The sequence below is a fragment of the Mesorhizobium sp. P2_D6 genome (assembly GCF_056404315.1).
In genome coordinates, this window is record NZ_JBFUEG010000021.1 from 19,524 (window position 1) to 44,495 (window position 24,972).

A 24,972-nucleotide genomic window follows, 5' to 3' on the forward strand; every position below is an offset into this window, starting at 1 on the left:
GGCCTCAATCCCCAAGCGCAAGTGACGACCGGCTGCATTCCCATCCCGCCGTCGCGCACCTCAAACTGTGCAACAGGTCCCTCGTGGGGGAGATGTCCGGCAGGACAGAGGGGGGCGCTGTCCCTCCGACATCTCAATCGATCGCGATGACACCTCAGGCTTGTTCTCCCATGGCGGCAGGGAGAACAAGGTTGGCGATCCTTCACGCCCCCCTCTGCCCTGCCGGGCATCTCCCCCTCGAGGGGGAGATTAGCTGCGCTCCTTCAACCGATTCGCATCCTCGCCCTTCGCAATCTTCGCTTGAAGCGATTTGTGCAACGCGATACGCCGTTGCCGAATTCGATCGTCGGAGAGACAAGTGACCACTGCCAAGACCAGAACCGAAACCGACACGTTCGGCCCCATCGAGGTCGCCGCCGACCGTTTTTGGGGCGCGCAGGCGCAGCGTTCCCTCGGCAATTTCAAGATCGGCTGGGAAAAGCAGCCGGCCTCGATCGTGCGCGCGCTGGGCATCGTCAAGCGGGCGGCGGCGGAAGCCAATATGGAGCTGAAACGGCTCGATCCGGCCATCGGCAAGGCGATCATCGAGGCGGCGCAGGGGGTCATCGACGGCAAGCTCAACGACCATTTCCCGCTCGTGGTCTGGCAGACCGGCTCGGGCACGCAGTCCAACATGAACGCCAACGAGGTGATCTCCAACCGGGCGATCGAACTTCTGGGCGGCGTCATGGGCTCGAAGAAGCCGGTGCATCCCAACGACCACGTCAATATGAGCCAGTCGTCGAACGACACCTATCCGACGGCCATGCATATCGCCTGCGCCGAGCGTATCGTGCATGACCTGCTGCCGGCGCTGAAGCATCTGCACGCCGCGCTCGAGGCCAAGTCCAAGGCCTTCGCCCACATTATCAAGATCGGCCGCACCCATACGCAGGACGCCACCCCCCTCACGCTTGGCCAGGAATTTTCGGGCTATGCCGCGCAGGTCGCCTCCTCGATCAATCGCATCGAGATGACGCTGCCGGGCCTGCAGGAACTGGCGCAGGGCGGCACCGCGGTCGGCACCGGCCTTAACGCACCGGTGGGTTTTGCTGAAAAGGTGGCAGACCGCATCGCCGCCATCACCGGCATCGCCTTCGTCACCGCGCCGAACAAGTTCGAGGCGCTTGCCGCGCATGATTCCATGGTGTTCTCGCATGGCGCCATCAACGCCGCCGCCGCGGCGCTCTTCAAGATCGCCAACGACATCCGCTTCCTCGGTTCTGGCCCGCGCTCCGGCCTTGGCGAACTGTCGCTGCCGGAAAACGAGCCGGGCTCCTCGATCATGCCGGGCAAGGTCAACCCGACGCAGTGCGAGGCGATGACGCAGGTCTGCGTACAGGTGTTCGGCAACAATGCTTCGCTGACCTTCGCCGGCAGCCAGGGTCATTTCGAGCTCAATGTCTACAACCCATTGATGGCCTACAATTTCCTGCAGTCGGTGCAGCTGCTCTCCGATGCCTCGATTTCCTTCACCGACAATTGCGTCGTCGGCATTGAAGCGCGCGAAGACAACATCAAGGCGGCACTCGACCGCTCGTTGATGCTGGTAACCGCACTCGCCCCGACCATCGGCTACGACAATGCCGCCAAGATCGCCAAGACCGCGCACAAGAAAGGCACGACCTTGCGCGAGGAAGCGCTGGCCACCGGGCTGGTCAGCGCCGCCGACTATGACCGGCTGGTGCGGCCCGAGGACATGACGCATCCGGGCTGAAAACCACGCTCGATCACAAAAGCGTTATCCCGGTGAACGAACTGTCACCGAATGGGTATCTTTGGTGAACAGTCAGCCTGGACTATCTCAAGAGGCATTCGCAACCTCCCGGAGAGAGCCACCATGTCCATCAACACTTCCACTGCCGGCGCCAGCACCGCGTCCAACAGTTCCACCACCATCCTGCTCGGCCGCATCCTGCTTGCCGCCATCTTCCTGCTTTCCGGCTTCGGCAAGCTCACCGCCATTTCCGGCACCGCCGGCTACTTCGGCGCCATGGGTCTGCCGGTGCCGACCGTAACGGCCATTGTCGTCGGCCTGATCGAATTGCTCGGCGGCATTGCCATCCTCGTTGGTTTCCAGACCCGCATCGCCGCCTGGGTGCTCGCCATCTTCACCATCGCGACGGCTCTTGTGGCCCATACCGGCTGGGCCGACCAGAATCAGATGATCCATTTCCTGAAGAACGTCGCCATCAGCGGCGGTTTCCTTGTGCTGGCTTCCTCAGGCCCGGGCGCCTACTCGATCGACGCCAAGCGCGGCTGAGCTTTCCCCTCCCAAGCCTGAAAAAAGCGGCGCGGAATTTTCCGCGCCGCTTTTTCGTTATCTGTCTATACGCGCGCCCGCATCCCACCGCTGCTAGGATCGGTGGCAGAACAGCTGGCGGACAGACAACGGAGACGACCATGCCCCGCGATGCACTGCTCCTGCTTTCCCGGCTGCTGCTCGCCGCGCTGTTCATCCCGTCCGGTTACCATGCACTTGCCGACATTGCCGGCACATCAGGCTATTTCGCCGGCCTCGGCATGCCGCTGCCGACGCTTGCCGCCTGGGGCACAGGGCTGTTCGAGCTGATCGCAGGGCTGTTGATCCTGGTCGGCTTTCAGACGCCGGTCGTGGCCCTGTTGCTTGCCGCCTTCTGCATCGTCGCGGGCGCCATCGGCCATTACGGCCAGGGTGGCGACGATCCTATGCTCGCCTTCCTGCACCAGCAGATGCTGATGAAGGACATTGCCATCGCCGGCGGCTTCCTGGCGCTGGCCATGGCTGGTGCAGGCGCCTGGTCGATCGATGGACGCCACGCCGCGGCCTGACTGCGTCAGGCGCGCTGGAGATTTGCCAAAATGATCTCGCGCCAGACACGGGTCGGCGTCACCCAGGCATCCCAGGCATCGTATTTTCCGGCATAGATCACGGCCGCGATGTCGGCCTCGGACATCAGCCAAAGCCGCTGGCCACCATTGCCGAAGCCGGCATACCAGGGTTTTGGCGCGTCAAATGCCGGCGCCGGCGCATCGCCGATGAACCACAGCCGGCCGTAACCCGGGCCGTCCGGCGTCGAGATTGCAGGCGCGAACGACGCCTCAATCCAGCCCTCGGACACGATCCTTTGTCCGTTCCAAACACCCTTGCCAAGAAGCATCTGGCCGATCTTCAGAAGATCCGGCGCGGTCAACCGGAGCCCGGACGCCGCTGAAGCGACGCCGTCATTGCCGGCCGACCAGTGAAAGCGCTCGATGCCGAGCGGCGTAAACAACGCATCGCGGGCAAAGTCCGGCAGCGATTGACCGGTGCCTTTCGCGATGATCGCGCCAATGAGCGCAACGCTGCCACCGGAATAGATCCAGCGGCTTCCGGGCTCGGCAATGATCGGGCGATCGAGGACGAAGCGATAGCGATCGGGGGCGAGTTCCATCGCGATCTCGCTGTTCAGTGGATCGCTGTAGGGGCGGTTTTCATCCCATTCCATGCCAAGCGTCATCGTCAGCGCATGGCCGATAGTGATCCTGGCGCGAGCCGGGTGCACGGCGAGATCGGCATATTCCGGAAACTGCGCCAAAAGCGTTGCTTCGAGTGGCGGCACCAGTCCCCTATCGAGCGCGATGCCATAAATCAGGCTGACAATGCTCTTGGTGACCGAGCGCAGATCGTGCAGTGCGTCGGCATTGAAGGCGACTTGCCCAAGCGGGCGACCCCATTCGTCGTCATTGCCCTGCGTGTAGTGATCGAGGAAGACGCTCCCGGAACGGGCGGCGAGAACGACATGCAGGTCGCGCAACAGGCCGGACTCGATGCCGGCAAGCAATTTGCGCTTGATCGCCGGATCGAAACCGAGCGTTTCGGCTGGGGATTCGGTCGGGGACAATGGTTCTGCGCTTTTCATGGATTTCCGCTCCGCGTTTGCCCCGCCGTCACGAATCCAGATTGTCTTACCGAGGCGCCTATTTGACGAAGACGCCCTACTTCACCGACACGCTCTGCCCGCCTTCAACCGCCAGCACCAGCCGGCGGTTGGTGATGCGCGCCAGTTGCGCCAGGCGTCCGGCCGGGCGCTCGCCGTAGAGGTCCGAGAGCGAAGCCGGCAGCACCAGCGCCAGCGTGCCATTGCCACGGTTTTCCCATTTCAGTCTTGGCATGACGCCGGGCATCGCCGCCGTCAGCAGGTAGACGACGCGCAGCACCGCCGCCAGGATGCGGGCGCGCTCGAGATAGCGCGGCGTCGCCAGGCCTCGAATTTCCGGCGCGGCGTCGTTGAACACGCCCTCATGACGGAACAGGCTGACCAGCGCCAGGAAGGCACGGCCGGGATGGTCGACGCCGATGAAGGAGGCGTGGGCGATGATGTTGAGCGACTGCTTGCCGCGATATTCCGGGTGTGCGCGCCAGCCTATATCGGCCAGCAGACAGGCGGCGTGGCGGTAGCGCGCCTCATCCTCGGTCTCGTCGATGCCGAAGGCGGCAAAGGTCTTGCCCGTCCATTCGACAAGCTCATGCGCATGGGTGACGGAACGCGAGCGCAGCCGGGCCAGTTCCTCCGAGGCGGAGACCAGCGGATCGGCCTTCTGCTCGGCCTGGTCGAGCAGCGAATAAAGGAACCCTTCGCGCACGCCAAGCGCCGAGACGATGATCTTCGACGGCTGCATCGCCGCCATGATCTCCTGCAGCACGACCGCGCCATAGGGCAGCAGCGAGCGGCGATTCTTGGAGACGCCCTCGATACCGCGGACCTTCTCGATCTCGGGCCGCGCCACCTGCTTGAGGAAACTCAAAGCACTTTCGGTCGATATCTCATAATGGTGCATGACGCCGAGCGGATAGTTGCTCATTTCCATGTGCAACCGGGCGAGGTTTCGCCAGGTGCCGCCGACGGTATAGAAGGGCCTGCCCTGCCCGCCCTTCAGAAGCTTGGCCCGCGCCAGTTGCTCGCGCGTGATCTTGGCCGCCTGGGCGAGCGAATTCTTCGCCATGTCCTGCAGCCGTAGGCCGCCCAGCGGCAGCGTGATGCCGTCGCCGATCGCCTCGCCATTGATGTCGATGAGCTCCAGGCTGCCGCCGCCAAGGTCGCCGGCAATGCCGTTGGCCGGGTGGAAGCCGGAGATGACGCCGAGCGCCGAATAATGCGCCTCCTGCCGGCCAGTCAGCACGCGGATCTCGGTCTTGAGTACATCCTCGGCGCGGTGGATGAAATCGGGGCCGTTGATCGCCTCGCGGGCAGCGGCGGTCGCCAGCACATACATGTGCTCGGCACCGGCCTGGTTGGACAGCGCGCGGAAGCGGCGAAACTCTTCCATCGAGCGGGTCACGCCCTCGGGATCGAGCTTGCCGGTCGACACAATGCCGCGACCGAGGCCGGCCAGCATCTTTTCGTTGAACAGCAGGGTCGGCGAGCGCGCCAGCCCTTCATAGATGACAAGGCGGATCGAGTTCGAGCCGATGTCGATGATGGACAGCGGTCGGCGATCCTGCAGCCGGCCCTGGGAAGTTGAAATCATCAGCCGGACGCTGCAGCGTTTTTCTTGCGGCGCTTGAACTGCGCGATGCGCTTGGGCGCATGCGACTTCAGCGCATCGCCCCGTCCGGACAGGCTAGGATTGGTCATGAAATATTCCTGCGCGTTGAACGGTTCCTCACCCTCCTCCAGCGCCACGCGCCGGGAGGTTCCGTCAGCCAATACGTCGAAACTTTGCTGGTTGTCCATGATGTTGCCCAGCATGATCTGGCCAAGTATCTGTTCATGCACAGTTGGATTGGTGATCGGCACCATGGTCTCGACGCGGCGGTCGAGATTGCGCGGCATCAGGTCGGCGGAGGAGATGTAGACGATTGCCTCGTCCGAGGGCAGGCCATGGCCGTTGCCGAAGCAGTAGATGCGGCTGTGTTCGAGGAAGCGGCCGACGATCGACTTGACCCTGATGTTTTCCGACAGGCCCGGCACCTGCGGCCTCAGACAGCAAATGCCGCGTACGACAAGATCGATCTCGACGCCGGCGCGGCTGGCGTCATAGAGCGCGTCGATGATGTTCGGATCGACCAGCGCGTTCATCTTCATCCAGATGCGCGCCGGCCGGCCGGCCAGCGCATGGCCGATCTCGTCGGTGATGTGCTTCAGGATGCGGCTGCGTAGGGTAAACGGCGAGATGGCGATCCGCATCTCGTCGGTCGGCTCGGCATAGCCGGTGATGAAGTTGAAGAGCTGCGCGACATCGCGCGCGATCGTCGGATCGGTGGTGAAGAAGGACAGGTCGGTGTAGATGCGCGCGGTGACCGGATGGTAGTTGCCGGTGCCCAGATGCACATAGTTGCGCAGCTTGCCGTCCTCGCGCCGCACCACCAGCGACATTTTCGCATGGGTCTTCAACTCGAGGAAGCCGAACACGACCTGGACGCCGGCGCGCTCGAGGTCGCGCGCCCAGCGGATGTTGGCTTCCTCGTCGAAGCGCGCCTTGAGCTCGACCAGAGCGGTCACCGACTTGCCGGCCTCGGCCGCATCGACCAGCGCACGCACGATCGGGCTGTCGTTGGAGGTGCGATAGAGTGTCTGCTTGATTGCCACCACTTCCGGGTCGGCCATCGCCTGGCGCAGGAACTGCACCACCACGTCGAAGGATTCGTAGGGGTGGTGGACGACGATGTCCTTCTCGCGGATGGCCGCGAAACAATCGCCGCCATGTTCACGGATTCGCTCGGGAAAGCGCGGATTGTAGGGCCTGAATTTGAGGTCGTCGCGCGGCACGGAGACGATCTCCGAAATCTGGCTGAGCGCCAGCGGGCCGGTCAGAACGCTGATGCGGCTCGAAGAGACGCCAAGCTCGCCGGCAACGAACTCGCGCAATTCGCCGGGCATCGACTTGTCGAATTCGATGCGGATGACCGAACCGCGGCGGCGGCGCTTCAGCGCCGTCTCGAACAGGCGCACAAGATCCTCCGACTCCTCCTCGACCTCGATATCGCTGTCGCGGATGATGCGGAAGGTGCCGGAGCCCTTGACCTCATAGCCGGGGAACAGCTTGCCGATATAGAGGCCGACCGCCTCCTCGAGCGGAATGAAGCGAACATGCTGCTTGCGGTCCGGCAGACGGATGAAGCGCTTCAGCGCCACCGGCAGGCGCAGAAGCGCACTCATCTCCTCGCCATTCTTGCGATGGCGCAATTGCAGCGCCATGGAGAAGCCGAGGTTGGGAATGAACGGAAACGGATGCGCCGGGTCGATCGACAGCGGGGTCAGCACCGGGAAGACCTGATCCTGGAAATGATCTTCCAGCCAGACCTTCTCATCCTTGGTCAGTGCATCGCGGGTGATGCTCTCAATACCTTCCTTGTTGAGCAGCAGCATCAGCGCCGACAGGCTGTTCTGCTGGTCCTCCTGCAGCCGCTCGACCTCGCGCAAAAGCTGTTCGAGCTGCTGCTCGGGCGTGCGCCCGTCGGGGCTCTTGAGCGCGATACCTTCGCGAACCTGGCCGGCAAGACCGGCGACGCGGACCATGAAGAATTCATCGAGATTGGCGGCCGAGATCGACAGGAAACGGACCCGTTCGAGTAGCGGGTGGTGTTCGTTCTGCGATTCCTCGAGAACGCGCCGGTTGAACTGCAGCCAGGAGAATTCACGGTTGACGAAACGGTCGGGATTGCCGCCCTCGGGGCTTGCCGCCTCGATATTGATGAATTCGTTCAGCACCGGCTTCAGTTCATTCATGGTTTCCTGCCCGCAACCGTTCCTTTTGAAGCGCCGCAAATGCCGAGATGGCCATGGACGCTCTACCATGTCTTTGTGACGCATGATCCGTCGCGGAATCGCTCGACTTCCCGGTCATGCGCTTAACCGGCTCAACTTATCCTCTGCCAGCCTTTTGCGACAGTTTCATTTCATCGATCTTGCAAAGAGAGCTGTTATGATCCAGATGCAGACGAGACTGCGTTAAGGAGACGACGATGGCAGGCGGTTCCATTCCCCATTTCCAGAACGATGCCGGCCATCCGGCGATCGACATCGGTGTCAGGGAATTCATGTGCACCGGCGCCAACCCGCCCTTCGATCATCCGCATGTCTTCCTCGACATGGGCGACGACAATGAAAAGGTCTGCCCCTATTGCTCGACGCTCTACCGCTATTCGGCGAAGCTGAAGGCGACTGAAACGGTGCCGGCCGGCTGCATTTACATCGACCAGGCCGCCTGATCCTGTCGCGGCAAGCCCGATGCAGGACACACAGGCCCGGCAGGTCATAATCGCCGGGGCTGGCGTCGCCGGGTTGACGGCTGCCCTTGCCTTTGCCGAACGCGGATATGCGGTAAGGCTGTTCGAACAGGCGTCGCGCCTCGAAGCCGCCGGCGCCGGCATCCAGCTTTCGCCCAACGCAACACGCATTCTTCGAAAGCTCGGCGTGCTTGAGCGCCTGCTGCCGGCGGCCTTGCGGCCGGAAGCGGTGGTGCTCAAGGATGCCGGGACGCTGCGCGAACTGGCGCGGGTGCCGCTCGGGCAAGCCGCCGAAGCGCGCTGGCAGGCGCCCTATCTCGTCGCCCACCGCGCCGATCTGCAGGCGGCACTGCTGGCGCAGGTGGCTGAGCGGCCGGGAATTGAGCTTGTCACGGGTGCACGCGTCAACAGCATCGCCGTCAATGCGTCAGATGTTGCCGTGACCGCCGAAGCGGATGGCCGCGCGATCGAAGCAAGCGGCCGGCTCCTGGTCGGCGCCGACGGTGTCTGGTCGTCGGTCCGGGCGCAACTCGCAGGCTTCGGCAAAAGCCGTTTTTCGGGTGAACTCGCCTGGCGGGCAACGGTCGCGGTTGAGAGCGCCGCCGGAGAAGCCTTTACCGCCATCGCCGCTGACGACTGTGTCACCACCTTCCTGCATCCCGGCTTCCACATGGTCGCCTATCCCGTCAGCAACGGCCGCGCCTTCAATCTCGCGGCCTTCACCAAGGGCGAGCGTATTGCCGAAGGCTGGTCGGGCCATGCCGACCCAGCTGTTCTCGACGGCGCCACGCGCGGCACAGCGCCGGACCTCGCCAGGCTTGTAGCGCTGGCCGGTCCCTGGACGGCCTTTCCGATCCATACGGTCGTCCAGCAGCGGTGGACAAGCTCGCAAGGCATCGCCCTGATTGGCGACGCCGCGCATGCGATGACGCCGTTTGCAGCGCAAGGCGCGGCCATGGCGATCGAAGATGCCGTGACGCTGGCTGACGTCATTGCCGATTTCCCTGCCGATCCGGCAAGGAGTTTTCAGATCTGGGAAAACCTGCGGCGGCCGCGTGTCGCCAAAGCCGCACGTCGCGGTGCCGTCAACCGGTTGGCCTGGCATGCCGCCGGCCCGGTGGCTGTCGCCCGCAACCTGTTTCTGGCCATGCGCTCGCCCGACAAGCTCGCGGCCGATCTCGACTGGCTCTATGGCTGGGAGCCGCAGAAAATCATCAGGTGCTAGCTCGACGCCACCGGGATGCTGTTTTCGCCTAGTTATACAGCCGCATCGACAGGCGGAGCGAGGCCGGTAGCGGGTTCCACCAGCCGGTGCGCAGACCGGCGGTGCGCAGACCCGCCGCCGTCCAGGTGTTGCAGCCGACCAGCGCGTTGAAATGGCCGTTCGCCTCAAAAAAGCGGTCGAACCTCGAATACGCGGCATTCTCGATGACGATGGGGCCGTCCGGCCCTTGCTGGAAGCTCGCGTCGATATAATCGAGCAACGCTGCAAAACGCGCCTCATCGATGTCGAAGCCGGTGACGGCGGGATGCGGTTCGGCGATGGCGCCGGCGATATCGACATGCATGACCGAGGCGTCCAGCGTCAGCGCCTTGAGCACAGGCACTGGTTTCAGCTCAGACCAGGTCGGCGTCTCCAGATAGAAGGCGCGGCCGCCCCAGCCAAAGACGATGTAGCGCACCTCGGGAGCGTCCGCAGCGATGCCGGCATAGACCAGGAAATGGAAGCGTTGGCGTACGGCATCATCGACCGGAATGGCGATGTCGGTGTGGATCGGGTTCTTCAGCACAAGAATATGGCGCGTGCCCTCACCCGCCGCCGACGCCGGCCAGAGCGGGCGCGGCACCAAAGTGCCGAGCGTTGCGGCAAGTGCGACCGCGACAACCAGCATGGCCAGGAAACGCAGGGCTCTTCTCATGCGGCGGCGGCTTTGCGGTCTCCCGACGTCATCGTCCGGCCCCAAAATAGCAAAAAAGCCCGGCCGCATTGCGGCCGGGCTCTTCCGGTTTGGATGAAAATGCTCAGTGCAGGATCTGCGACAAGAAGAGCTTTGTGCGCTCGTGGCGCGGATGGTCGAAGAACTCGGCCGGCGTGTTCTGTTCAACGATCTGGCCCTGATCCATGAAGATCACCCGGTTGGCGACCTTGCGGGCAAAGCCCATTTCGTGGGTGACGCACAGCATGGTCATGCCTTCTTCGGCCAGGCCCACCATCGTCTCCAGCACTTCCTTGATCATTTCAGGGTCGAGCGCCGAGGTCGGCTCGTCGAACAGCATAATGCGCGGGTTCATGCACAGCGAGCGGGCGATCGCCACGCGCTGCTGCTGGCCGCCGGACAACTGGCCCGGATATTTGTTGGCCTGTTCCGGGATTTTCACGCGCTTGAGGAAGTGCATAGCGATTTCCTCGGCCTGCTTCTTCGGCGTCTTGCGCACCCAGATCGGCGCCAGCGTGCAGTTCTCCAGGATGGTCAGATGCGGGAACAGGTTGAAGTGCTGGAACACCATGCCGACCTCGCGGCGCACCTCGTCGATCTTCTTGAGATCGTTGGTCAGCTCCTTGCCGTCGACGATGATCTTGCCCTTCTGGTGTTCCTCCAGCCGGTTGATGCAGCGGATCATGGTCGACTTGCCGGAGCCCGAAGGACCGCAGATGACGATGCGCTCGCCGCGCATCACCTTCAGATTGATGTCCTTCAGCACGTGGAACTCGCCATACCATTTGTGCATGCCGATGATGTCGATGGCGACATCGGTGGTCGAGATGTGCATCTTCTTGGCATCGACCTTGATCTCTTCGGCGCTGACGGCGTTTTCTATGACCATGGCAGGTTCCCCTTTTTGTTCTTAGCGTTTGTGGCCGGTGTCGAGCCGGCGTTCCGTGTACATCGAATAGCGCGACATGCCGAAGCAGAACAGCCAGAAGACGAAGGCTGCGAAGATGAGGCCAGATCTCGCGGTCTGCGGCGTCGCCCAATTGGCGTCCGCGAAGTTCTGCTTGACGACGCCAAGCAGGTCGAACATCGAGATGATGATCACCAGGCTGGTGTCCTTGAACATGCCGATGAAGGTGTTGACGATGCCGGGAATGACCAGCTTCAGCGCTTGCGGCAGTACGATCAGCGTCATCTTCTGCCAGTAGCCGAGGCCAAGTGAATCCGCGCCCTCATACTGACCCTTGGGGATGGCCTGCAGACCACCGCGTATCACTTCAGCCATGTAGGCAGCGGCAAACAGCGAAACGCCGATCAACGCCCTGAGGTATTTGTCGAAGGAAACGCCCGCAGGCAGGAACAGCGGCAGCATGACGCTGGCGAAGAATAGAACCGTGATCAACGGGATGCCGCGAACGAACTCGATGAAGATCACGCACAACGTCTTGACGATCGGCATCTTGGAGCGTCGGCCGAGCGCCAGCACGATCCCCATCGGCAGCGACACGGCAATACCGACAAAGGACAGGCTGAGCGTCACCAGCAACCCACCCCACAGCTGCGTCTCGACATGGGGCAGGCCAAACATACCGCCAACCAGCAGCACGAAGGCGACGATCGGCAGCACCAGGAACAGAAGAATGGCGTTCAATCCCTTGCGCGGCACGCGTGGTATCAGCAGCGGCACCAGCAGCGCCACGAACAGGATGGCGACCAGGATCGGCCGCCAGCGTTCTTCGATCGGATAACGGCCAAGCATCAACTGACCGAACTTGGCGTTGACGAAGGCCCAGCAGGCGCCGGACCAGCCGTCCGGCTGGATGCCACCTTGCGCTGCCGTGGCGCATACCGTGCGATCCGGCCCCACCCATTGGGCGTTGATGAAGGCCCAGTTGATGATAGGCGGCACGATCATCACCACCAGCGCAATAGCCAGCACAGTCAGGATGACGTCGCCCACCGAACCGACCAGGTTCTTGCGAACCCATGCCAAAGGCCCCCGCACGCCTGCCGGCGCCTGTTGCGCCAGTGCCATTTCGGTGCGTACCCAGGCGGTATCATGTTCCTGCATGGCCTTACCTCTCCACCAGCGCCATCCTGGCGTTGACCACATTCATGACTGCCGAGGTCACCAGGCTGATTATGAGGTAGACGACCATCATGATCAGCACGCCCTCGACCGCCTGGCCGGTCTGGTTCAGCACAGTGCCGGCGATTGCCGTCAGGTCCGGGTAGCCGATGGCAATGGCCAGCGACGAGTTCTTGGTCAGATTGAGATACTGACTGGTCAGCGGCGGGATGACGATGCGCATGGCCTGAGGAACGACGACAAGCCGCAGGATCGATCCCGGCCGCAGCCCAAGCGCGCCAGCCGCCTCGGTCTGGCCCTTGCTGACGCCGAGAATGCCGGCGCGCACGATCTCGGCAATGAAGGAAGCCGTGTAGAATGACAGCGCCAGATAGAGCGACAGGAACTCGGGTCCGATCTGGAAGCCGCCGGTCAGGTTGAAGGTCGATTGTTTGGGAAAATCGAAGCTCAGCGGAAAGCCGCTCAGCGCGTAGGCCAGCAATGGCAGGCCGACGATCAGCGCCAGCGAAGTCCACAACACCGGAAATTGCTGGCCGGTCGCCATTTGCCGCTGGCGCGCCGTGCGGGCTACGAACCACGCCATGGCGATGCCGACAAGCAAAGCGACGAAGATCAGCCAGGAGCCCTCGCCCCAGATAGCCCGTGGAAAATAGAAGCCGCGCTGGTTGAGGAAAGAGCCGAACGGCAAATTGAAACTGTCGCGAGGCGCCGGCAGCACCGCCAGCACGCCTGAATACCAGAAGAAGATCACCAGCAGCGGCGGGATATTGCGGAACACCTCAACATAAACGGTGCAGATCTTGCGAATCAGCCAGTTTCGCGACAAGCGGCCGATACCAACGACAAAGCCGATGATGGTCGCTGTGATGATGCCGGCACCGGCAACGATGAGGGTGTTGATCAGCCCGACAATAATGGCATCGCCATAGGTCGAGTCCGAAGTATAAGCGATGGGCCTGACTGGGATGTCGAACCCGGCACGGTTTTTCAGGAAGCTGAACCCGGAAGCGATATGCAGGCGCTGCAGATTCTCGATAACGTTGTGGACGATCCACCAGACGCCCGCCACCAGCAAGATGACAACCACCGCCTGGAAAAAAATCCCGCGGACTTTTGGATCGTTGATGAAGGAACCTCGGCTCGGCTCCTCGCGAAGAACTTCCTGCGACGCCATTGGACCATCCCTGGAAAGAGAAACCGGAAGGCAGACGATCTGCCTTCCGGATCACATTTCGATCAGCGGATCGGTGGCGCGTATTGCAGGCCGCCCTTGGTCCACAGCGCATTGATGCCGCGCGCGATCTTCAGCGGGCTGCCGGTGCCGACATTGCGCTCGAACATCTCGCCATAATTGCCCACGGCCTTGACGATGTTGACGACCCAGTCATTGCTCACGCCGAGGTCGGTGCCGATCTTGGTTTCGGCTTCCTGACCGAGCACGCGCTTGATCTCCGGATTATCCGAGGTCTTCAGCTCGTCGACATTGGCCTGGGTGATGCCGAGTTCCTCGGCCTGCAACAGCGCGAAGTAGGTCCACTTGACGATGTGGTACCATTGGTCGTCACCCTGGCGCACGGCCGGACCGAGCGGCTCCTTGGAGATGATCTCGGGCAGCACGACATGATCGGCCGGCGCGCTCAGCGTCAGGCGAATGCCGTAGAGACCCGACTGGTCGGTGGTGTAGACGTCGCAGCGGCCGGCGTCATAGGCGGCGTTGACCTCTTCCAGCTTTTCGAAGACGACCGGATTGTACTCCATCTTGTTCGCCTTGAAGTAGTCGGCGAGGTTGAGCTCGGTCGTGGTGCCGCTCTGCACGCAGACCGCCGCACCCGAAAGCTGCAGCGCGGAATTGACGCCCGGCAGCTTCTTGGCGTTGATCATGAAGCCTTGGCCGTCATAGTAGGTGACGCCGACGAAGTTCAGGCCGAGCGCAGTATCGCGATTGATGGTCCAGGTGGTGTTGCGCGACAGGATATCGATCTCGCCCGACTGCAGCGCAGTGAAGCGCTCCTTGGCGCTAAGCGGGGTGAACTTGACCTTAGTGCCGTCGCCGAAGACGGCAGCCGCGACAGCGCGGCAGAAATCGGCATCGATGCCTTTCCAGTCGCCCTTGTCGTCAGGCGCCGAGAAACCGGCCAGACCAGTCGAGACACCGCACTGGATGAAGCCCTTCGCCTTGACGTCGCCGAGCGTGGTCGCCGACGCAGACGAAGCCATCCATCCAAGCGCTGCGGCGCCGAGAATGCCAATTGCAATGTGTTTCATAACCCACAGACCCTTTTCTGTTTTCAGGTAAACCCTGATCCTCAGGCAAATCCTGATCTTTTTCCCGCGTGAACCCGGCTCCCATCCGGTGGATCCCGGAACCCCGCGTCGTAACCGACGCCCGGCCCCTCCCATTCACGAACTGCATCGAAGGCGATTATTCCTGTGAGGTCAAGGGAAATGACCGATTCACGACAGCTTTGAAAACCAATTGCCGCGAATGCCTGAAATGCGCACAAGACCACCAGGAAATCGGCAACCCGTGCAAACAAATCAGTCAAAGAAGCAGCCGCACAAGTCTATAGCTCGCGACAGACTCCGCCGTCACTATAGCGATGCTTTGTTGGAGGCGCGAACCGCGATGGATTGGCCCATGCAAACCCCACCGCTTGGCGGGTCCACGGCTGTTGCGCGGGCTTTGCCACCGCTTTATGGCTGATCTCCTGACATCCTTTGACAGGCGGCGAACCATGGCGACAGACGGCAGCGAACTGGGCATCAACACGCGGCTTGCCCATTCCGGCAACAACCCGCACGACTATTTCGGCTTCGTCAATCCGCCGATCGTGCATGCCTCGACCGTGCTCTACCCCAATGCCGCGACGATGGCCGCGCGCAGCCAGAAATACACCTACGGCACGCGCGGTACACCGACCACCGACGCGCTGGCGCATGCGATCGACGCTCTGGAAGGCTCGGCCGGCTCGATAATCGTGCCGTCGGGCCTGGCGGCGGTAACGATCCCGCTGCTGGCGTATCTCTCGGCAGGCGATCACATTTTGATCGTCGATTCCGTGTATCATCCGACCCGCAATTTCGCCGATACGATGCTGAAGCGGCTGGGCGTCGAGGTCGAATATTACGATCCGCATGCCGGCGCCGGCATCGCCAAGCTGATCAAGCCCAACACCAAGGTCGTGTTCACGGAATCGCCGGCCTCCAACACCTTCGAGGTGCAGGACATACCGGCCATCGCCAAGGCGGCGCACGCGGCCGGCGCCATCGTCATGATGGACAACACCTGGGCGACGCCGCTCTATTTCCGCCCGCTCGACCACGGCGTCGACATCTCGATCCATGCGGCGACGAAATATCCCGCCGGCCATTCCGACGTGCTTTTGGGCACGGTGTCGGCCAATGCCGAGTGCTGGAAACAGCTTTGCGAGACGTTCTACACAATGGGCTGCTGCGCCGGCCCCGACGACGTCTACCAGGTGCTGCGCGGCCTGCGCACGATGGGCGTGCGGCTGGATCACCATCAAAAGAGCGCGCTCGCCATTGCCGCCTGGCTCGAAGGGCAGCCCAGCGTGGCACGCGTGCTGCACCCTGCGCTGCCCAGCCATCCCGATTACGCGCTGTGGAAGCGCGATTTTTCCGGCTCGAGCGGCATCTTTTCCATTGTGCTCAAGGGCGGTGGCCAGAAACAGCAGCACGCCTTCCTCGATGCGCTGAGGATCTTCGGCCTCGGCTATTCTTGGGGCGGCTATGAAAGCCTTGCCGTGCCGGTCTTCCTCGGCGACCGCGTCGTCGCCAAGGGCCCCTATGACGGCCCGCTCATCCGCCTGCAGATCGGGCTCGAGGATGTCGAGGACCTCAAGGCCGACATCTTGCGCGGACTGGCCGCTGCGGCCGCCGCGGCATGACACAAGCTGACCTGCGATGCTGATTCCGCAAACCCGCCCAACGTGTTGAAAGGACTGGCCCGGCGGCTTTCGCAGGATGATCGGCGTCGCAAAGCCGCTCATTGCTCGGCCGTGCGCAATGTTATTTCCCCAGCGTGCGCTTTTCCGGATTGGATTGACTTTCAAAGCGGGCAGTCAGCCCGCATTGCAAGGCGCTTCGAGTCGCAACTTCCAGCCAGACTGAGCTTGCCATGGCCTTTCGTCTCTTTGTCCCCATTCTCGCCGGCGCGACGCTGCGTGAGCGCCTCATCGCCTGTATCGGCGCGATGATCGGCATTGCGCTGACCGGAGCGATCGGCGCGCTCGCGCTCGGCAACGGCCCGCATGTGCCGCTGCTGGTGGCGCCGATGGGCGCGTCGGCGGTGTTGCTGTTTGCGGTGCCTGCGAGCCCGCTGGCGCAGCCATGGTCGATCATCGGCGGCAACACCATATCCGCGCTGATCGGCGTGATCGTTGCGCATTTCGTGCACGAGCCGGCTCTCGCCACGGGCATAGCCGTGGCGCTGGCGATCGCCGCCATGTCGTTCACGCGCTGCCTGCATCCGCCGGGCGGAGCCGCCGCGTTGACCGCCGTCCTTGGCGGACCGGCGGTGACCAGCGCCGGCTTCCTGTTTCCCTTCGTGCCGGTGGCGCTGAATTCCATCATTCTGGTCGCACTCGGCTATGCTTTCCACAGGCTGTCGCGACGCAGCTACCCGCACCGGCCCGCCCCTGCCGCCAACAGCCATGGAACGGCAGATCCGCCGGCCGTGCAGCGCGTCGGCTTCCGGCCCGAGGATATCGATGCCGCGCTTGGTGCATTGGACGAGACTTTCGATATCGATCGCAGCGATCTCGAATTGCTGCTGCGCCAGGTCGAACTGCAGGCCATGGTTCGCTCGCACCGGACGTTGCTGTGCGCCGACATTATGTCCCGCGACGTGGTGTCGGTGCCTGAGCACGCCTCGCCCGATCAGGCGCGACAGCAACTCCTCGACCACAACATCCGCACCTTGCCGGTGGTCGACGCGGAGGCAAGGCTGGTCGGCGCCGTCGGCTTGCGCGAGCTGACACGGGCTACCGAAACAGTGAAAGGCGTGATGTCGAACGCCGGCACCGCCTCCCCCGACACACCGGCAATGAGCCTGCTTCCCGTGCTCACCGACGGGCGCAGCCATGGAGTGGTGATCATTGACAGCGAGCGCCGCATCCTCGGCCTGATCACGCAGACCGACCTCCTGGCGGTAGCCGCCCGGATACAGACGGCAGACAAGGCGCGGCCAGAAGCTGTAGGATAGATCGCTCCAGGTGCAGAAAGGTCGGGAACCTTTTGTCTGAGGCAGCATCCAATGTCCCGATCAAGCGTCTGGCCAGGGAGAGCGGTCGTGACCAGGAAGTCAGCAATACAAACTGTCACGGTTTCCGCGCCCGGCGACATGCTGCTTGTCCACCGCGCGATGGCGCACGAGGCGGGTGCGTTCCGCGCCATCATCAAGACGCACAACCAGCGGCTCTACCGCATCGCGCGCGGCGTCGTGCGCAACGACAGCGAGGCCGAGGACATCGTCCAGGAGGCCTATGTCCGAGCCTTTGCCGCTCTGGCGACGTTTCGTGGCGATTCTTCCCTGGCGACCTGGCTGTCGCGCATCGTCATCAACGAAGCGCTCGGCCGCTTGCGCAAGAGGCGGCGCACCGTGGCGATGCCTGCGAGCCAGGAAGCGCAAATCATCCAGTTCCCCCTCAACCCAAGTGACGATCCGGAGCGGGCGATGGCGCAGCGGCAGATTCTCAGGCTGGTCGAGCGAGCGACCGACAATCTTCCCGATGTCTATCGGACAGTTTTCATTGCCCGCGTTATCGAGGGTCTGAACATCGAGGAAACGGCTGATCTGCTTGGCGTGCGGCCCGAGACCGTCAAGACCAGATTGCACCGGGCGCGTGCCCTGGTGCGCAAGGCGCTGGATGACGAGATCGGCCCGGTGCTGCTTGATGCCTTTCCCTTCGCTGGCCGGCGTTGCGAGCGATTGACAGAAGCGGTCATGAAGCGGCTCGGCTTGCCAGGCTGATCTTCGGCCTTCGCCGATTCCTAGAGCGGTTCACCGTTTCACGGAAACGGCGAACCACTCTATCTATTTTTATTTCTACGCAATTCCGGTCGGAAAACCGCTCACACTTTTCCTGGAATTGCTCCAGGGAACGTTTCTTCCCCTCCCGCATCCAATACGCGTCAACCCAGATGAAGCCCGCCGCCTTCGCGGTCGGGCAAAGGAGATGCCATGTTTACTCGACACATAGCCGCGCTCGCCACCGTGCTGCTGATGGGCACGGCCCCGCTGGCGCAGGCTGCGGACAAGCCTACCGATCCGCAGATCGCCCACATCGCCTACACGGCAGGCGTCATCGATGTGGAAGCCGCCAAGCAGGCGATCAAAAAATCGAAGACCAAGGAAGTCGTGGACTTTGCCAACGACATGGTGCGCGACCACGAAGCGGTCAACGCGCAGGCGCTGGAACTGGTCAAGAAGCTGAAGGTGACGCCGGAAGACAACGCCACCAGCCAGGCGCTGACCAAGGCTGCGGCCGAGGAACGGACGAAGCTCGCCAAGCTCGACGGCGCAGCCTTCGACAAAGCCTATGTCGAGAACGAAGTCGCCTACCACAAGCAGGTCAACGGCGCGCTTGAAACCCTTTTGATCCCATCGGCCAGCAATGCCGAGTTGAAGAGCCTGCTGGAGACGGGCCTGAAGATTTTTCAGGGCCATGAACAGCACGCCGAGCATGTTGCAGGTATGTTGAAGTAAGGACAAGTCCATGTCGAAACGGCAGCTGTGGATTGCACTGGTGCTGGTCTTCGGGACCTCACCCGTGCAGGCCGAAACCATTCAGGTCACCATCGACAAGCTCGTCTTTTCGCCAGCCACCGTCGAGGCGAAGGTTGGCGACACGATCAAGTGGGTGAACAAGGACGTGTTCGCCCACACGGCTACCGTCAAGGGTGGCTGGGAAGTGATGATCCCGCCGAAGGGAACAGCGAGCCTGACCCTGCAGAAGGCGGAAGCGGTCGACTATTTCTGCCGCTTCCACCCCAACATGAAAGGTCATCTGGCGGTGACGGCGCCTTGATCCCGCTCTGCAAGCCGGTCCCGCTGCGTTGACGCTCGCCTGGCTTCATCCGGCCGGGTGATGTGCGTCCACGAGCCGTCACAGCCCGGCTGGCGGCGTGCGATCCAGGCATCCAGCCCTTCGCGCAGATCAGCGGTCGGAGCCATGCGGGCGAACTGCTCGGCCTCGACCAGCAACCCCTCGGCTATGCTGTGGTTTAAGCCGCGCGCCACCGCGGTGAGGATCGAGGCAATTGCAGCAGGAGAGTGCGTGACGATGCGCCGGGCGAGATCGAGCGCAGCCGGCATCAGCTCCTCGTGCGGCACCACCTGGTTGACGAGGCCGAGTTCGAGGGCGCGCGGCGGCGGGAACCAATCGCCGGTCAACAGCAGTTCGAGCGCCCGCTTGCGCCCGGCCAGTCTCGGAAGCCGCTGCGTGCCACCGAAGGTGGGAGGCATTGCGAGGTTGATCTCAGGCTTGGCGAACAAGGCGCGGTCGCTGGCGATGGCGAGCGGCACGGCTTCGGTGATCTCGCAGCCGCCGCCAAAGGCGATGCCGTTGACGGCGGCTATGACGGGTTTGCGAAATGCTTCCAGCCTTGCCGTCAGCCGCTGTCCGCGCATGACGAAGTCGCGCAGCGCGACGTCGGCGCCGTTGGCCACGCTGCCCGAGAATTCATGGATGTCGCCGCCGGCGGAGAAGGCGCGCTCTCCTGCACCGGTGAGGATGATGGCGCGGATGGCATCATCTGTCTCCATCGCATCCAGAAGCACAAGCAGGCGATCGATCAGCGCATAGTTCAAGGCGTTGAGTTTTTCGGGGCGATTGAGTGTGAGGATGGCGATCCCGTTGCGGGCCTCGGTGAGCACAAGCTCGGTCATGTCTCTTCCCTTTCCTGCGTTTATCATCGGAAAGGATCAGGCTTTCGATTGTATGTATATTCACTAGTCGGTATACTTGATGGATGAGCGAAGCGCCGATCCCCACCCGCAAACGCATTGTCGATGCCGCGACGAAGCTCTTCTATGCCGAAGGGATCGGCCGCGTCAGCGTCGATGCGGTGGCTGAAAAAGCCGGGCTGACCAAGCGTACGCTCTACTATCACTTCAAGAGCAAGGACGATCTGATCGCCGCCTATCTCGACGGTCGCGACCAGCCGAACATCAGGCAGATGGCAGGCTGGTTCGAAGCGGCCGAAGGCGATGTCGAGCGCAAGGTCGAGGCCATCTTCACCAATCTGGCGCGGGTGGCGAAGAACCCGAAATGGAAAGGCTGCGGCTTCCTGCGCACGGCAGCGGAACTCGCTTCGATGCCGGGACATCCGGCCGTCAAGGCCGGGTCACGGCACAAGAAGAATTTCGAGACCTGGCTGACCCGCGAACTCTCCGGTTACGGCGTCGACGAGCCGCAGACCCTGGCGCGTGAAATCGTGCTTTTGATGGACGGCGCCTTTTCGATCATGCTGATCCACCGCGACCCCGATTATGTCGAGGCGGCGGGACATGCCGCTGCAACGCTGGTTCGGGCACGGTTGGTGTCAGCGACCATCTCCTAGAAACCAACAGCCAGCCAAGCCGTGCCGGCAGCAAGGGTCAGCAGTGTCAACGGCACGCCGACCTTGAAGAAGGCTGAGAAGGACAGCTGTTTGCCGGCGGCCCGCGCCTGCTCGGCGACGATCAAATTGGCGACCGAGCCGAGCAAGGTGAAATTGCCGGCCAGTGTCGAGCTCATCGCCACCACCAGCCAGGCACGCTCCGGGTTTTCGAGGCCTGGTATGAACGGCCTCAACGCCAGCACCGCCGGAACATTGCTCATGATGTTGGAAAGCACAGCGGTGAAGCCGGACAGCCGCCAGACATCGTCCAGGCCAAGGTTCTTGGCGGAAGCAATGATATCAGGCGTCAGCAGTGTTTTCTCGGCGCCGGCCACGACAATGAACAGGCCGGCGAACATGAACAGCAACGGGCCGTCGATCTCGCGGTAGATGCGTGACGGCTTGATGGCGCGGGTGAGCAGCAGGATGGCGCCGCCGATGAGTGCTGCCTTGGCTACCGGAACGCCGGCGAAGAACGCGACTGCCAGGCCGATGCAGACAATTACTGCCTTCAGCACCTGTCCGGGCAGCATGCGGCCGCGATAGACTTCCGGGCTGAGTTCGGCACTGCGCGCGAATTCGGCCCGGTAGACGATGCGCACGATGGCGATGACGGCGACAAGGCCGAACAAGGCAACCGGTGCAAGCGCGGCCGAAAAGGCCGGATAGGAGATCCCCGACAGCGCGCCGATGACCATGTTCTGCGGGTTGCCGGTGATGGTGGCGACGCTCCCGCAGTTGGACGCGGTGGCGGTGGCGATCAAATAGGGGATGGGATTGCGGTTGATGACACGGGTGACGTGGACGACGATCGGCGCCATCACCAGGCAGATGGCATCGTTGACCAGGAATGCCGACAGGATGCCGGTCAGGAGTGTCACCATCACCAGCAGCATGAACGGCGCGTGCGCATGCTCGATGGCGTAAGCGCCCAGCGCTCGGAAGGCGCCCGAGACTTTCAGGTGCGCAACGACGATCATCATGCCGAGCAGCAGGGTTATGGTGTCGAAATTGATGGCGCGATAGGCATCTTCCATGCTGAGCGCGCCGATGGCGATCATCGCAGCACCGCCGAGCAAGGCGATCCCTGCCCGGTCGAGACGGAGTCCCGGGATGCGGCCGATGGCGACGCCGGCATAGGTCAGGATGAGGATCAGCAATGCCGCCGCGCCCATCAATGTCATTGGCAAACCATCCCTGTTCAAACGAACCGACGCCGGAATGGATTGTTCCCGCTCACGTCTTCAGCCATGCAGCTTTTAGCGTCGCCCCGGAAAAGCGAAAGCGTCCATGGAGATCCGAGTGTGAAAATTGGCGGGCAAATCGTGGTGCGGAGACCAAAGGGAGCGAGCCATCATGTAGCGGGTCCCCGCGCGTGACAGACCATAGCGAAACTCCCCCGTCGCCTCGTTCGTGACTTATATGGTTAAATTCTAATTCAGGCTTTTTGGATATAGATGGCGTAGCCGTATTTCGGCCTGGGGGGTTTCCAGATGGGCCAGAGTCTTGAGAGAGAGTGCCGCGCTTCGGAGAGGGAAAACCTGCTGACCCGCCCGATGGAATGTCCGCTCTGCCGCGGCGCCCGCAAGATCTTTGTTTGCGCCCGCTGGCTGAGTTCGAACGGCCATTGCTGCCCCGGGGGAACACACCGGCTCAGCTGCCCGGGCCACAGTATCGCTTGCCTCGAGTGCGGCGGACGGGAATCTTGAGCGGAACGGTCACCCCCCAGGGACACCCAGATATTCCCGTTCAAAAGTCCCGGAAAAGCAAAAAGCCCGCCCCGGCAAAACCGGAGCGGGCTTGCAACCATGATAGCGGCAGTTTCAGATGAAGCGACTGGTTGTTAGTCGCCAGGTTGTTCGCCCGACGATCCGTCCCCATTCGCACTGCGTAGAATTCCAAAGTCCTGCGACTTCGCTCCTTGCCCGGCTGTCAGGAATCCGTCCGCGTCCAGACCGCGCCGCAGCAATTCCCGCACCGCGGCCGAACGGCTTGGCATACGCTTTTCAAAGCGCCAATTTTCCAAGGCAGACAATTCCTCAGCCGTCAGCATGATCTGCAGTCGCTCGGGTCGTTCCAACTCGGCCATTCGCGCCTCCAACCGCTTGGACCAGAAATACCATGAGTTAGTATGTGTCTCACTAACAGTATAGTTAGGGGTCCCCGCATAGTGCGTCAAGAGCGACCGATAGGCAGGTCACACACAAGACGTGCTATGATAATGAAGCGTCGATTGTGCAACCAACACTCTATACTAACTGATTGATTTGTATGGTGATTTTCACGATTTTCCTTGTCATTTGAAAATACCAGGCGCATCTTGTTTCGTGAGGGACAGCCCGCTCCTGGAAAGGAGGCTTCCATGCGTTACGGATATTCGGCCCAATTAAGAGAGGACCTCAATTCACGGGTTCTGGCCGCCCTACGCTCCCATGGAATGGTCAATATCGCCCTGGTTGCCGAAGAAGTGCGATTGCGCAATCTTGACGAGAACCTAGCTCTCGAAGACGTCGAGTTGCTTGTGATGCAGGTGGCCCAACTCTACGGCGCAGCGATGGAACTCGATGGCCTGGCCGCCGTCGAGGCGGCGCGATTTACATCGCTTCCCGACATTCGGCGCGAACTGTCTGGCATCGACAGTCTTGGATAACCGCACCGCGCCGCCAGCCCTGCTACAGGGACAAGGCTTGGCCGCCGACGCCACCCACGCATCTTTGTCAATCGATTACGATATCGGCGAGAGAGGCTTGAACGGAGCGTAGCGGCGCTTCGAGCGTCCAGACAAAACCTTGTTCCCTGAACTCCATCAGTCCGGTGCCGCCGAGCGCCTGTGGTGCAACCCGCTTGAGGACGACAGATCCAAAACCGCGGTGCGTGGTCCCCCCCAGGCTCGGCCCGTCAAGCTCACGCCATATCAGGTGAAAGATATCGGTGCCGTTGGCTCCCGGTGTCGCACTCCACTCGATTTCGACACGTCCGCCGTGGCGCGACAGCGCTCCGTGCTTTGCCGAGTTGGTGGCCAGCTCATGGAAGGCGATGCCCAGATACTGGACGGCATTTGGTTGAAGTGTGATCGCCGGTCCTGCCACCGACAGACGATCGGGCTCCGCGAACGCTTTGAGCTGTGCCTGGATCAGGTCGCCGACCGTGGCGCCCCGCCATTCGGCGTCGACCAGGAGATCATGGGATTGCGAAAGCGCCGTGATGCGCTCTCGCACCTGTTCAAGGAAAGCTGCCGGCGTGCTCGCCGATTTGCTGGTTTCGCGGATCATCGAAATGATCACCGAGTATTGGTTCTTCACGCGATGGTTGACTTCGCGCATAAGCAGACGGATGCGTCCCTCGCTCTCCTTGTGGGAACTGATGTCGCGCGCGATCTTGGAAGCTCCGATGATCCGCCCCATTCCGTCGCGGATCGGCGATATGGTCAGCGATACCGGGACGAGGCTGCCGCTCTTGCGCATGCGCATGGTTTCATATGATGGCACGCGCTCGCCGGCGCGTATGCGGGAGATGATCGAGGCCTCCTCGCCGAGGCGATCGAACGGAATGAGCATCGTTACCGGCTGGCCGACCGCCTCGGCCGGGGTATAGCCGAACAGATGTTCGGCGGCATCGTTCCAGCTGGTGATGATGCCGTTGATGTCCTTCGAAACGATCGCATCCATGGACGACTCGACAATTGCGGCAAGTCGCATGCGGGCCTCGTCGGCCTGCGTCTGCGTGCGCAGATCGAGCAACGTGTTGATGGCGCCGACAATATTGCCCGATTCGTCGCGAAGCAGGCGCGGGTGGGCTCTGAACGGAATGAGTTCGCCGTCGGGCCGCTCGGCAATCGCCTGATCCCACGGGATATCGCGTCCTTCAAGCATGGAGATTGCCATTGGGCACTCACCATGCGCCATCGGCCGGCCATCGAGATGTCGCAGCTTCCAGGAGCCGCACCAAAGGTCTCTGCCTATTACAGGACTGTGCCCCCACAGGTCAGCCGCGGCCTCGTTGAAGAATGTGATGCGGCCCTGTCTGTCGATCGTGTAGACGGCAACGGGCAACGCCTCCATCAAATGGGCAGAAGGGACTCCTGGAATTCCAGGCTC

General features: G+C 62.3%; 24 protein-coding genes. 12 read left to right on the forward strand and 12 right to left on the reverse strand.

Going from position 1 to position 24,972, the window contains the following annotated elements; genetic code table 11:
* Window positions 1-358 precede the first annotated feature (358 nt).
* The 3 genes from fumC to AC1D1L_RS29080 all read left to right on the forward strand — a co-directional run bounded on the left by fumC (window position 359) and on the right by AC1D1L_RS29080 (window position 2,850).
* Window positions 359-1,756, forward strand: coding sequence for a class II fumarate hydratase (gene fumC, locus AC1D1L_RS29070; RefSeq protein WP_477344693.1), 1,398 nt, complete (start codon window positions 359-361; stop codon window positions 1,754-1,756).
* Window positions 1,757-1,879: 123 nt separating this feature from the next.
* Window positions 1,880-2,302 (forward strand): DoxX family protein, encoded by a 423-nt coding sequence (locus AC1D1L_RS29075; protein ID WP_352559521.1) that lies wholly within the window; start codon window positions 1,880-1,882, stop codon window positions 2,300-2,302.
* Between the two features lie 140 nt (window positions 2,303-2,442).
* Window positions 2,443-2,850 (forward strand): DoxX family protein, encoded by a 408-nt coding sequence (locus AC1D1L_RS29080; RefSeq protein ID WP_477344696.1) that lies wholly within the window; start codon window positions 2,443-2,445, stop codon window positions 2,848-2,850.
* A 5-nt stretch (window positions 2,851-2,855) separates the two neighbouring features.
* Here the strand turns inward: AC1D1L_RS29080 and AC1D1L_RS29085 are convergent, their stop codons facing one another.
* The 3 genes from AC1D1L_RS29085 to AC1D1L_RS29095 all read right to left on the reverse strand — a co-directional run bounded on the left by AC1D1L_RS29085 (window position 2,856) and on the right by AC1D1L_RS29095 (window position 7,730).
* Window positions 2,856-3,920, reverse strand: coding sequence for a serine hydrolase domain-containing protein (locus tag AC1D1L_RS29085; protein WP_477344698.1), 1,065 nt, complete (start codon window positions 3,918-3,920; stop codon window positions 2,856-2,858).
* A 76-nt stretch (window positions 3,921-3,996) separates the two neighbouring features.
* Complete coding sequence (gene ppx, locus AC1D1L_RS29090; RefSeq protein WP_112562391.1) at window positions 3,997-5,529, reverse strand: exopolyphosphatase; 1,533 nt, start codon at window positions 5,527-5,529, stop codon at window positions 3,997-3,999.
* On the reverse strand, window positions 5,529-7,730 hold the full coding sequence (locus tag AC1D1L_RS29095) for an RNA degradosome polyphosphate kinase (protein ID WP_477344700.1): 2,202 nt from the start codon (window positions 7,728-7,730) through the stop codon (window positions 5,529-5,531). The genes ppx and AC1D1L_RS29095 overlap by 1 nt, the downstream gene beginning before the upstream one ends.
* Window positions 7,731-7,966: 236 nt before the next feature.
* Between AC1D1L_RS29095 and AC1D1L_RS29100 the strand changes: the two genes are divergently transcribed.
* Window positions 7,967-8,212, forward strand: coding sequence for a zinc-finger domain-containing protein (locus tag AC1D1L_RS29100; RefSeq protein WP_112562390.1), 246 nt, complete (start codon window positions 7,967-7,969; stop codon window positions 8,210-8,212).
* A 19-nt stretch (window positions 8,213-8,231) separates the two neighbouring features.
* Window positions 8,232-9,455, forward strand: coding sequence for an FAD-dependent monooxygenase (locus AC1D1L_RS29105; protein ID WP_477344702.1), 1,224 nt, complete (start codon window positions 8,232-8,234; stop codon window positions 9,453-9,455).
* A 28-nt stretch (window positions 9,456-9,483) separates the two neighbouring features.
* On the opposite strand, the gene AC1D1L_RS29110 is transcribed toward AC1D1L_RS29105, so the two are convergent.
* The 5 genes from AC1D1L_RS29110 to AC1D1L_RS29130 form a co-directional block, all read right to left on the reverse strand.
* The gene (locus AC1D1L_RS29110; protein ID WP_477344704.1) at window positions 9,484-10,149 is read right to left on the reverse strand and encodes a TIGR02117 family protein; all 666 of its coding nucleotides are present in this window, start codon (window positions 10,147-10,149) and stop codon (window positions 9,484-9,486) included.
* Window positions 10,150-10,252: 103 nt separating this feature from the next.
* Window positions 10,253-11,056, reverse strand: coding sequence for an amino acid ABC transporter ATP-binding protein (locus AC1D1L_RS29115; protein WP_023671483.1), 804 nt, complete (start codon window positions 11,054-11,056; stop codon window positions 10,253-10,255).
* Between the two features lie 21 nt (window positions 11,057-11,077).
* A complete protein-coding gene (locus AC1D1L_RS29120; RefSeq protein ID WP_477344706.1) occupies window positions 11,078-12,235 on the reverse strand; it encodes an amino acid ABC transporter permease in 1,158 nt (385 codons plus the stop codon).
* A gap of 4 nt (window positions 12,236-12,239) precedes the next feature.
* Complete coding sequence (locus AC1D1L_RS29125; RefSeq protein WP_477344708.1) at window positions 12,240-13,427, reverse strand: amino acid ABC transporter permease; 1,188 nt, start codon at window positions 13,425-13,427, stop codon at window positions 12,240-12,242.
* A gap of 62 nt (window positions 13,428-13,489) precedes the next feature.
* Window positions 13,490-14,518, reverse strand: a complete 1,029-nt coding sequence (locus tag AC1D1L_RS29130) for an amino acid ABC transporter substrate-binding protein (protein WP_477344710.1) — start codon at window positions 14,516-14,518, stop codon at window positions 13,490-13,492.
* 470 nt (window positions 14,519-14,988) lie between these two features.
* Here AC1D1L_RS29130 and AC1D1L_RS29135 point away from each other — a divergent pair, with 470 nt between their 5' ends.
* From AC1D1L_RS29135 to AC1D1L_RS29155, 5 genes are all read left to right on the forward strand, one after another.
* A complete protein-coding gene (locus tag AC1D1L_RS29135; RefSeq protein ID WP_477344712.1) occupies window positions 14,989-16,161 on the forward strand; it encodes a cystathionine beta-lyase in 1,173 nt (390 codons plus the stop codon).
* A gap of 230 nt (window positions 16,162-16,391) precedes the next feature.
* A complete protein-coding gene (locus AC1D1L_RS29140; protein ID WP_477344714.1) occupies window positions 16,392-17,477 on the forward strand; it encodes an HPP family protein in 1,086 nt (361 codons plus the stop codon).
* Between the two features lie 87 nt (window positions 17,478-17,564).
* Window positions 17,565-18,245 (forward strand): RNA polymerase sigma factor, encoded by a 681-nt coding sequence (locus AC1D1L_RS29145; RefSeq protein WP_477344716.1) that lies wholly within the window; start codon window positions 17,565-17,567, stop codon window positions 18,243-18,245.
* A gap of 210 nt (window positions 18,246-18,455) precedes the next feature.
* Window positions 18,456-18,980, forward strand: coding sequence for a DUF4142 domain-containing protein (locus AC1D1L_RS29150; RefSeq protein ID WP_352590223.1), 525 nt, complete (start codon window positions 18,456-18,458; stop codon window positions 18,978-18,980).
* A gap of 10 nt (window positions 18,981-18,990) precedes the next feature.
* Window positions 18,991-19,302 (forward strand): cupredoxin domain-containing protein, encoded by a 312-nt coding sequence (locus AC1D1L_RS29155; protein WP_477344719.1) that lies wholly within the window; start codon window positions 18,991-18,993, stop codon window positions 19,300-19,302.
* Here the strand turns inward: AC1D1L_RS29155 and AC1D1L_RS29160 are convergent.
* Window positions 19,278-20,162: a crotonase/enoyl-CoA hydratase family protein gene (locus AC1D1L_RS29160; protein ID WP_477344721.1), complete on the reverse strand. Its 885-nt coding sequence runs from the start codon at window positions 20,160-20,162 to the stop codon at window positions 19,278-19,280. The genes AC1D1L_RS29155 and AC1D1L_RS29160 overlap by 25 nt on opposite strands.
* Before the next feature lie 83 nt (window positions 20,163-20,245).
* Between AC1D1L_RS29160 and AC1D1L_RS29165 the strand changes: the two genes are divergently transcribed.
* A complete protein-coding gene (locus tag AC1D1L_RS29165; RefSeq protein WP_477344723.1) occupies window positions 20,246-20,836 on the forward strand; it encodes a TetR/AcrR family transcriptional regulator in 591 nt (196 codons plus the stop codon).
* Here the strand turns inward: AC1D1L_RS29165 and AC1D1L_RS29170 are convergent.
* Window positions 20,833-22,059, reverse strand: coding sequence for an anion transporter (locus tag AC1D1L_RS29170; RefSeq protein ID WP_477344725.1), 1,227 nt, complete (start codon window positions 22,057-22,059; stop codon window positions 20,833-20,835). The genes AC1D1L_RS29165 and AC1D1L_RS29170 overlap by 4 nt on opposite strands.
* 659 nt (window positions 22,060-22,718) lie before the next feature.
* Window positions 22,719-22,964 (reverse strand): hypothetical protein, encoded by a 246-nt coding sequence (locus AC1D1L_RS29175; RefSeq protein WP_352590209.1) that lies wholly within the window; start codon window positions 22,962-22,964, stop codon window positions 22,719-22,721.
* A 273-nt stretch (window positions 22,965-23,237) separates the two neighbouring features.
* On the opposite strand from AC1D1L_RS29175, the gene AC1D1L_RS29180 reads away from it, so the two are divergent.
* Entirely contained in the window at window positions 23,238-23,525 is a 288-nt protein-coding gene (locus AC1D1L_RS29180) for a hypothetical protein (protein WP_477344727.1), read from the forward strand.
* A gap of 67 nt (window positions 23,526-23,592) precedes the next feature.
* Here the strand turns inward: AC1D1L_RS29180 and AC1D1L_RS29185 are convergent, their stop codons facing one another.
* Window positions 23,593-24,936 (reverse strand): sensor histidine kinase, encoded by a 1,344-nt coding sequence (locus AC1D1L_RS29185; protein ID WP_477344815.1) that lies wholly within the window; start codon window positions 24,934-24,936, stop codon window positions 23,593-23,595.
* Window positions 24,937-24,972: the final 36 nt, after the last annotated feature.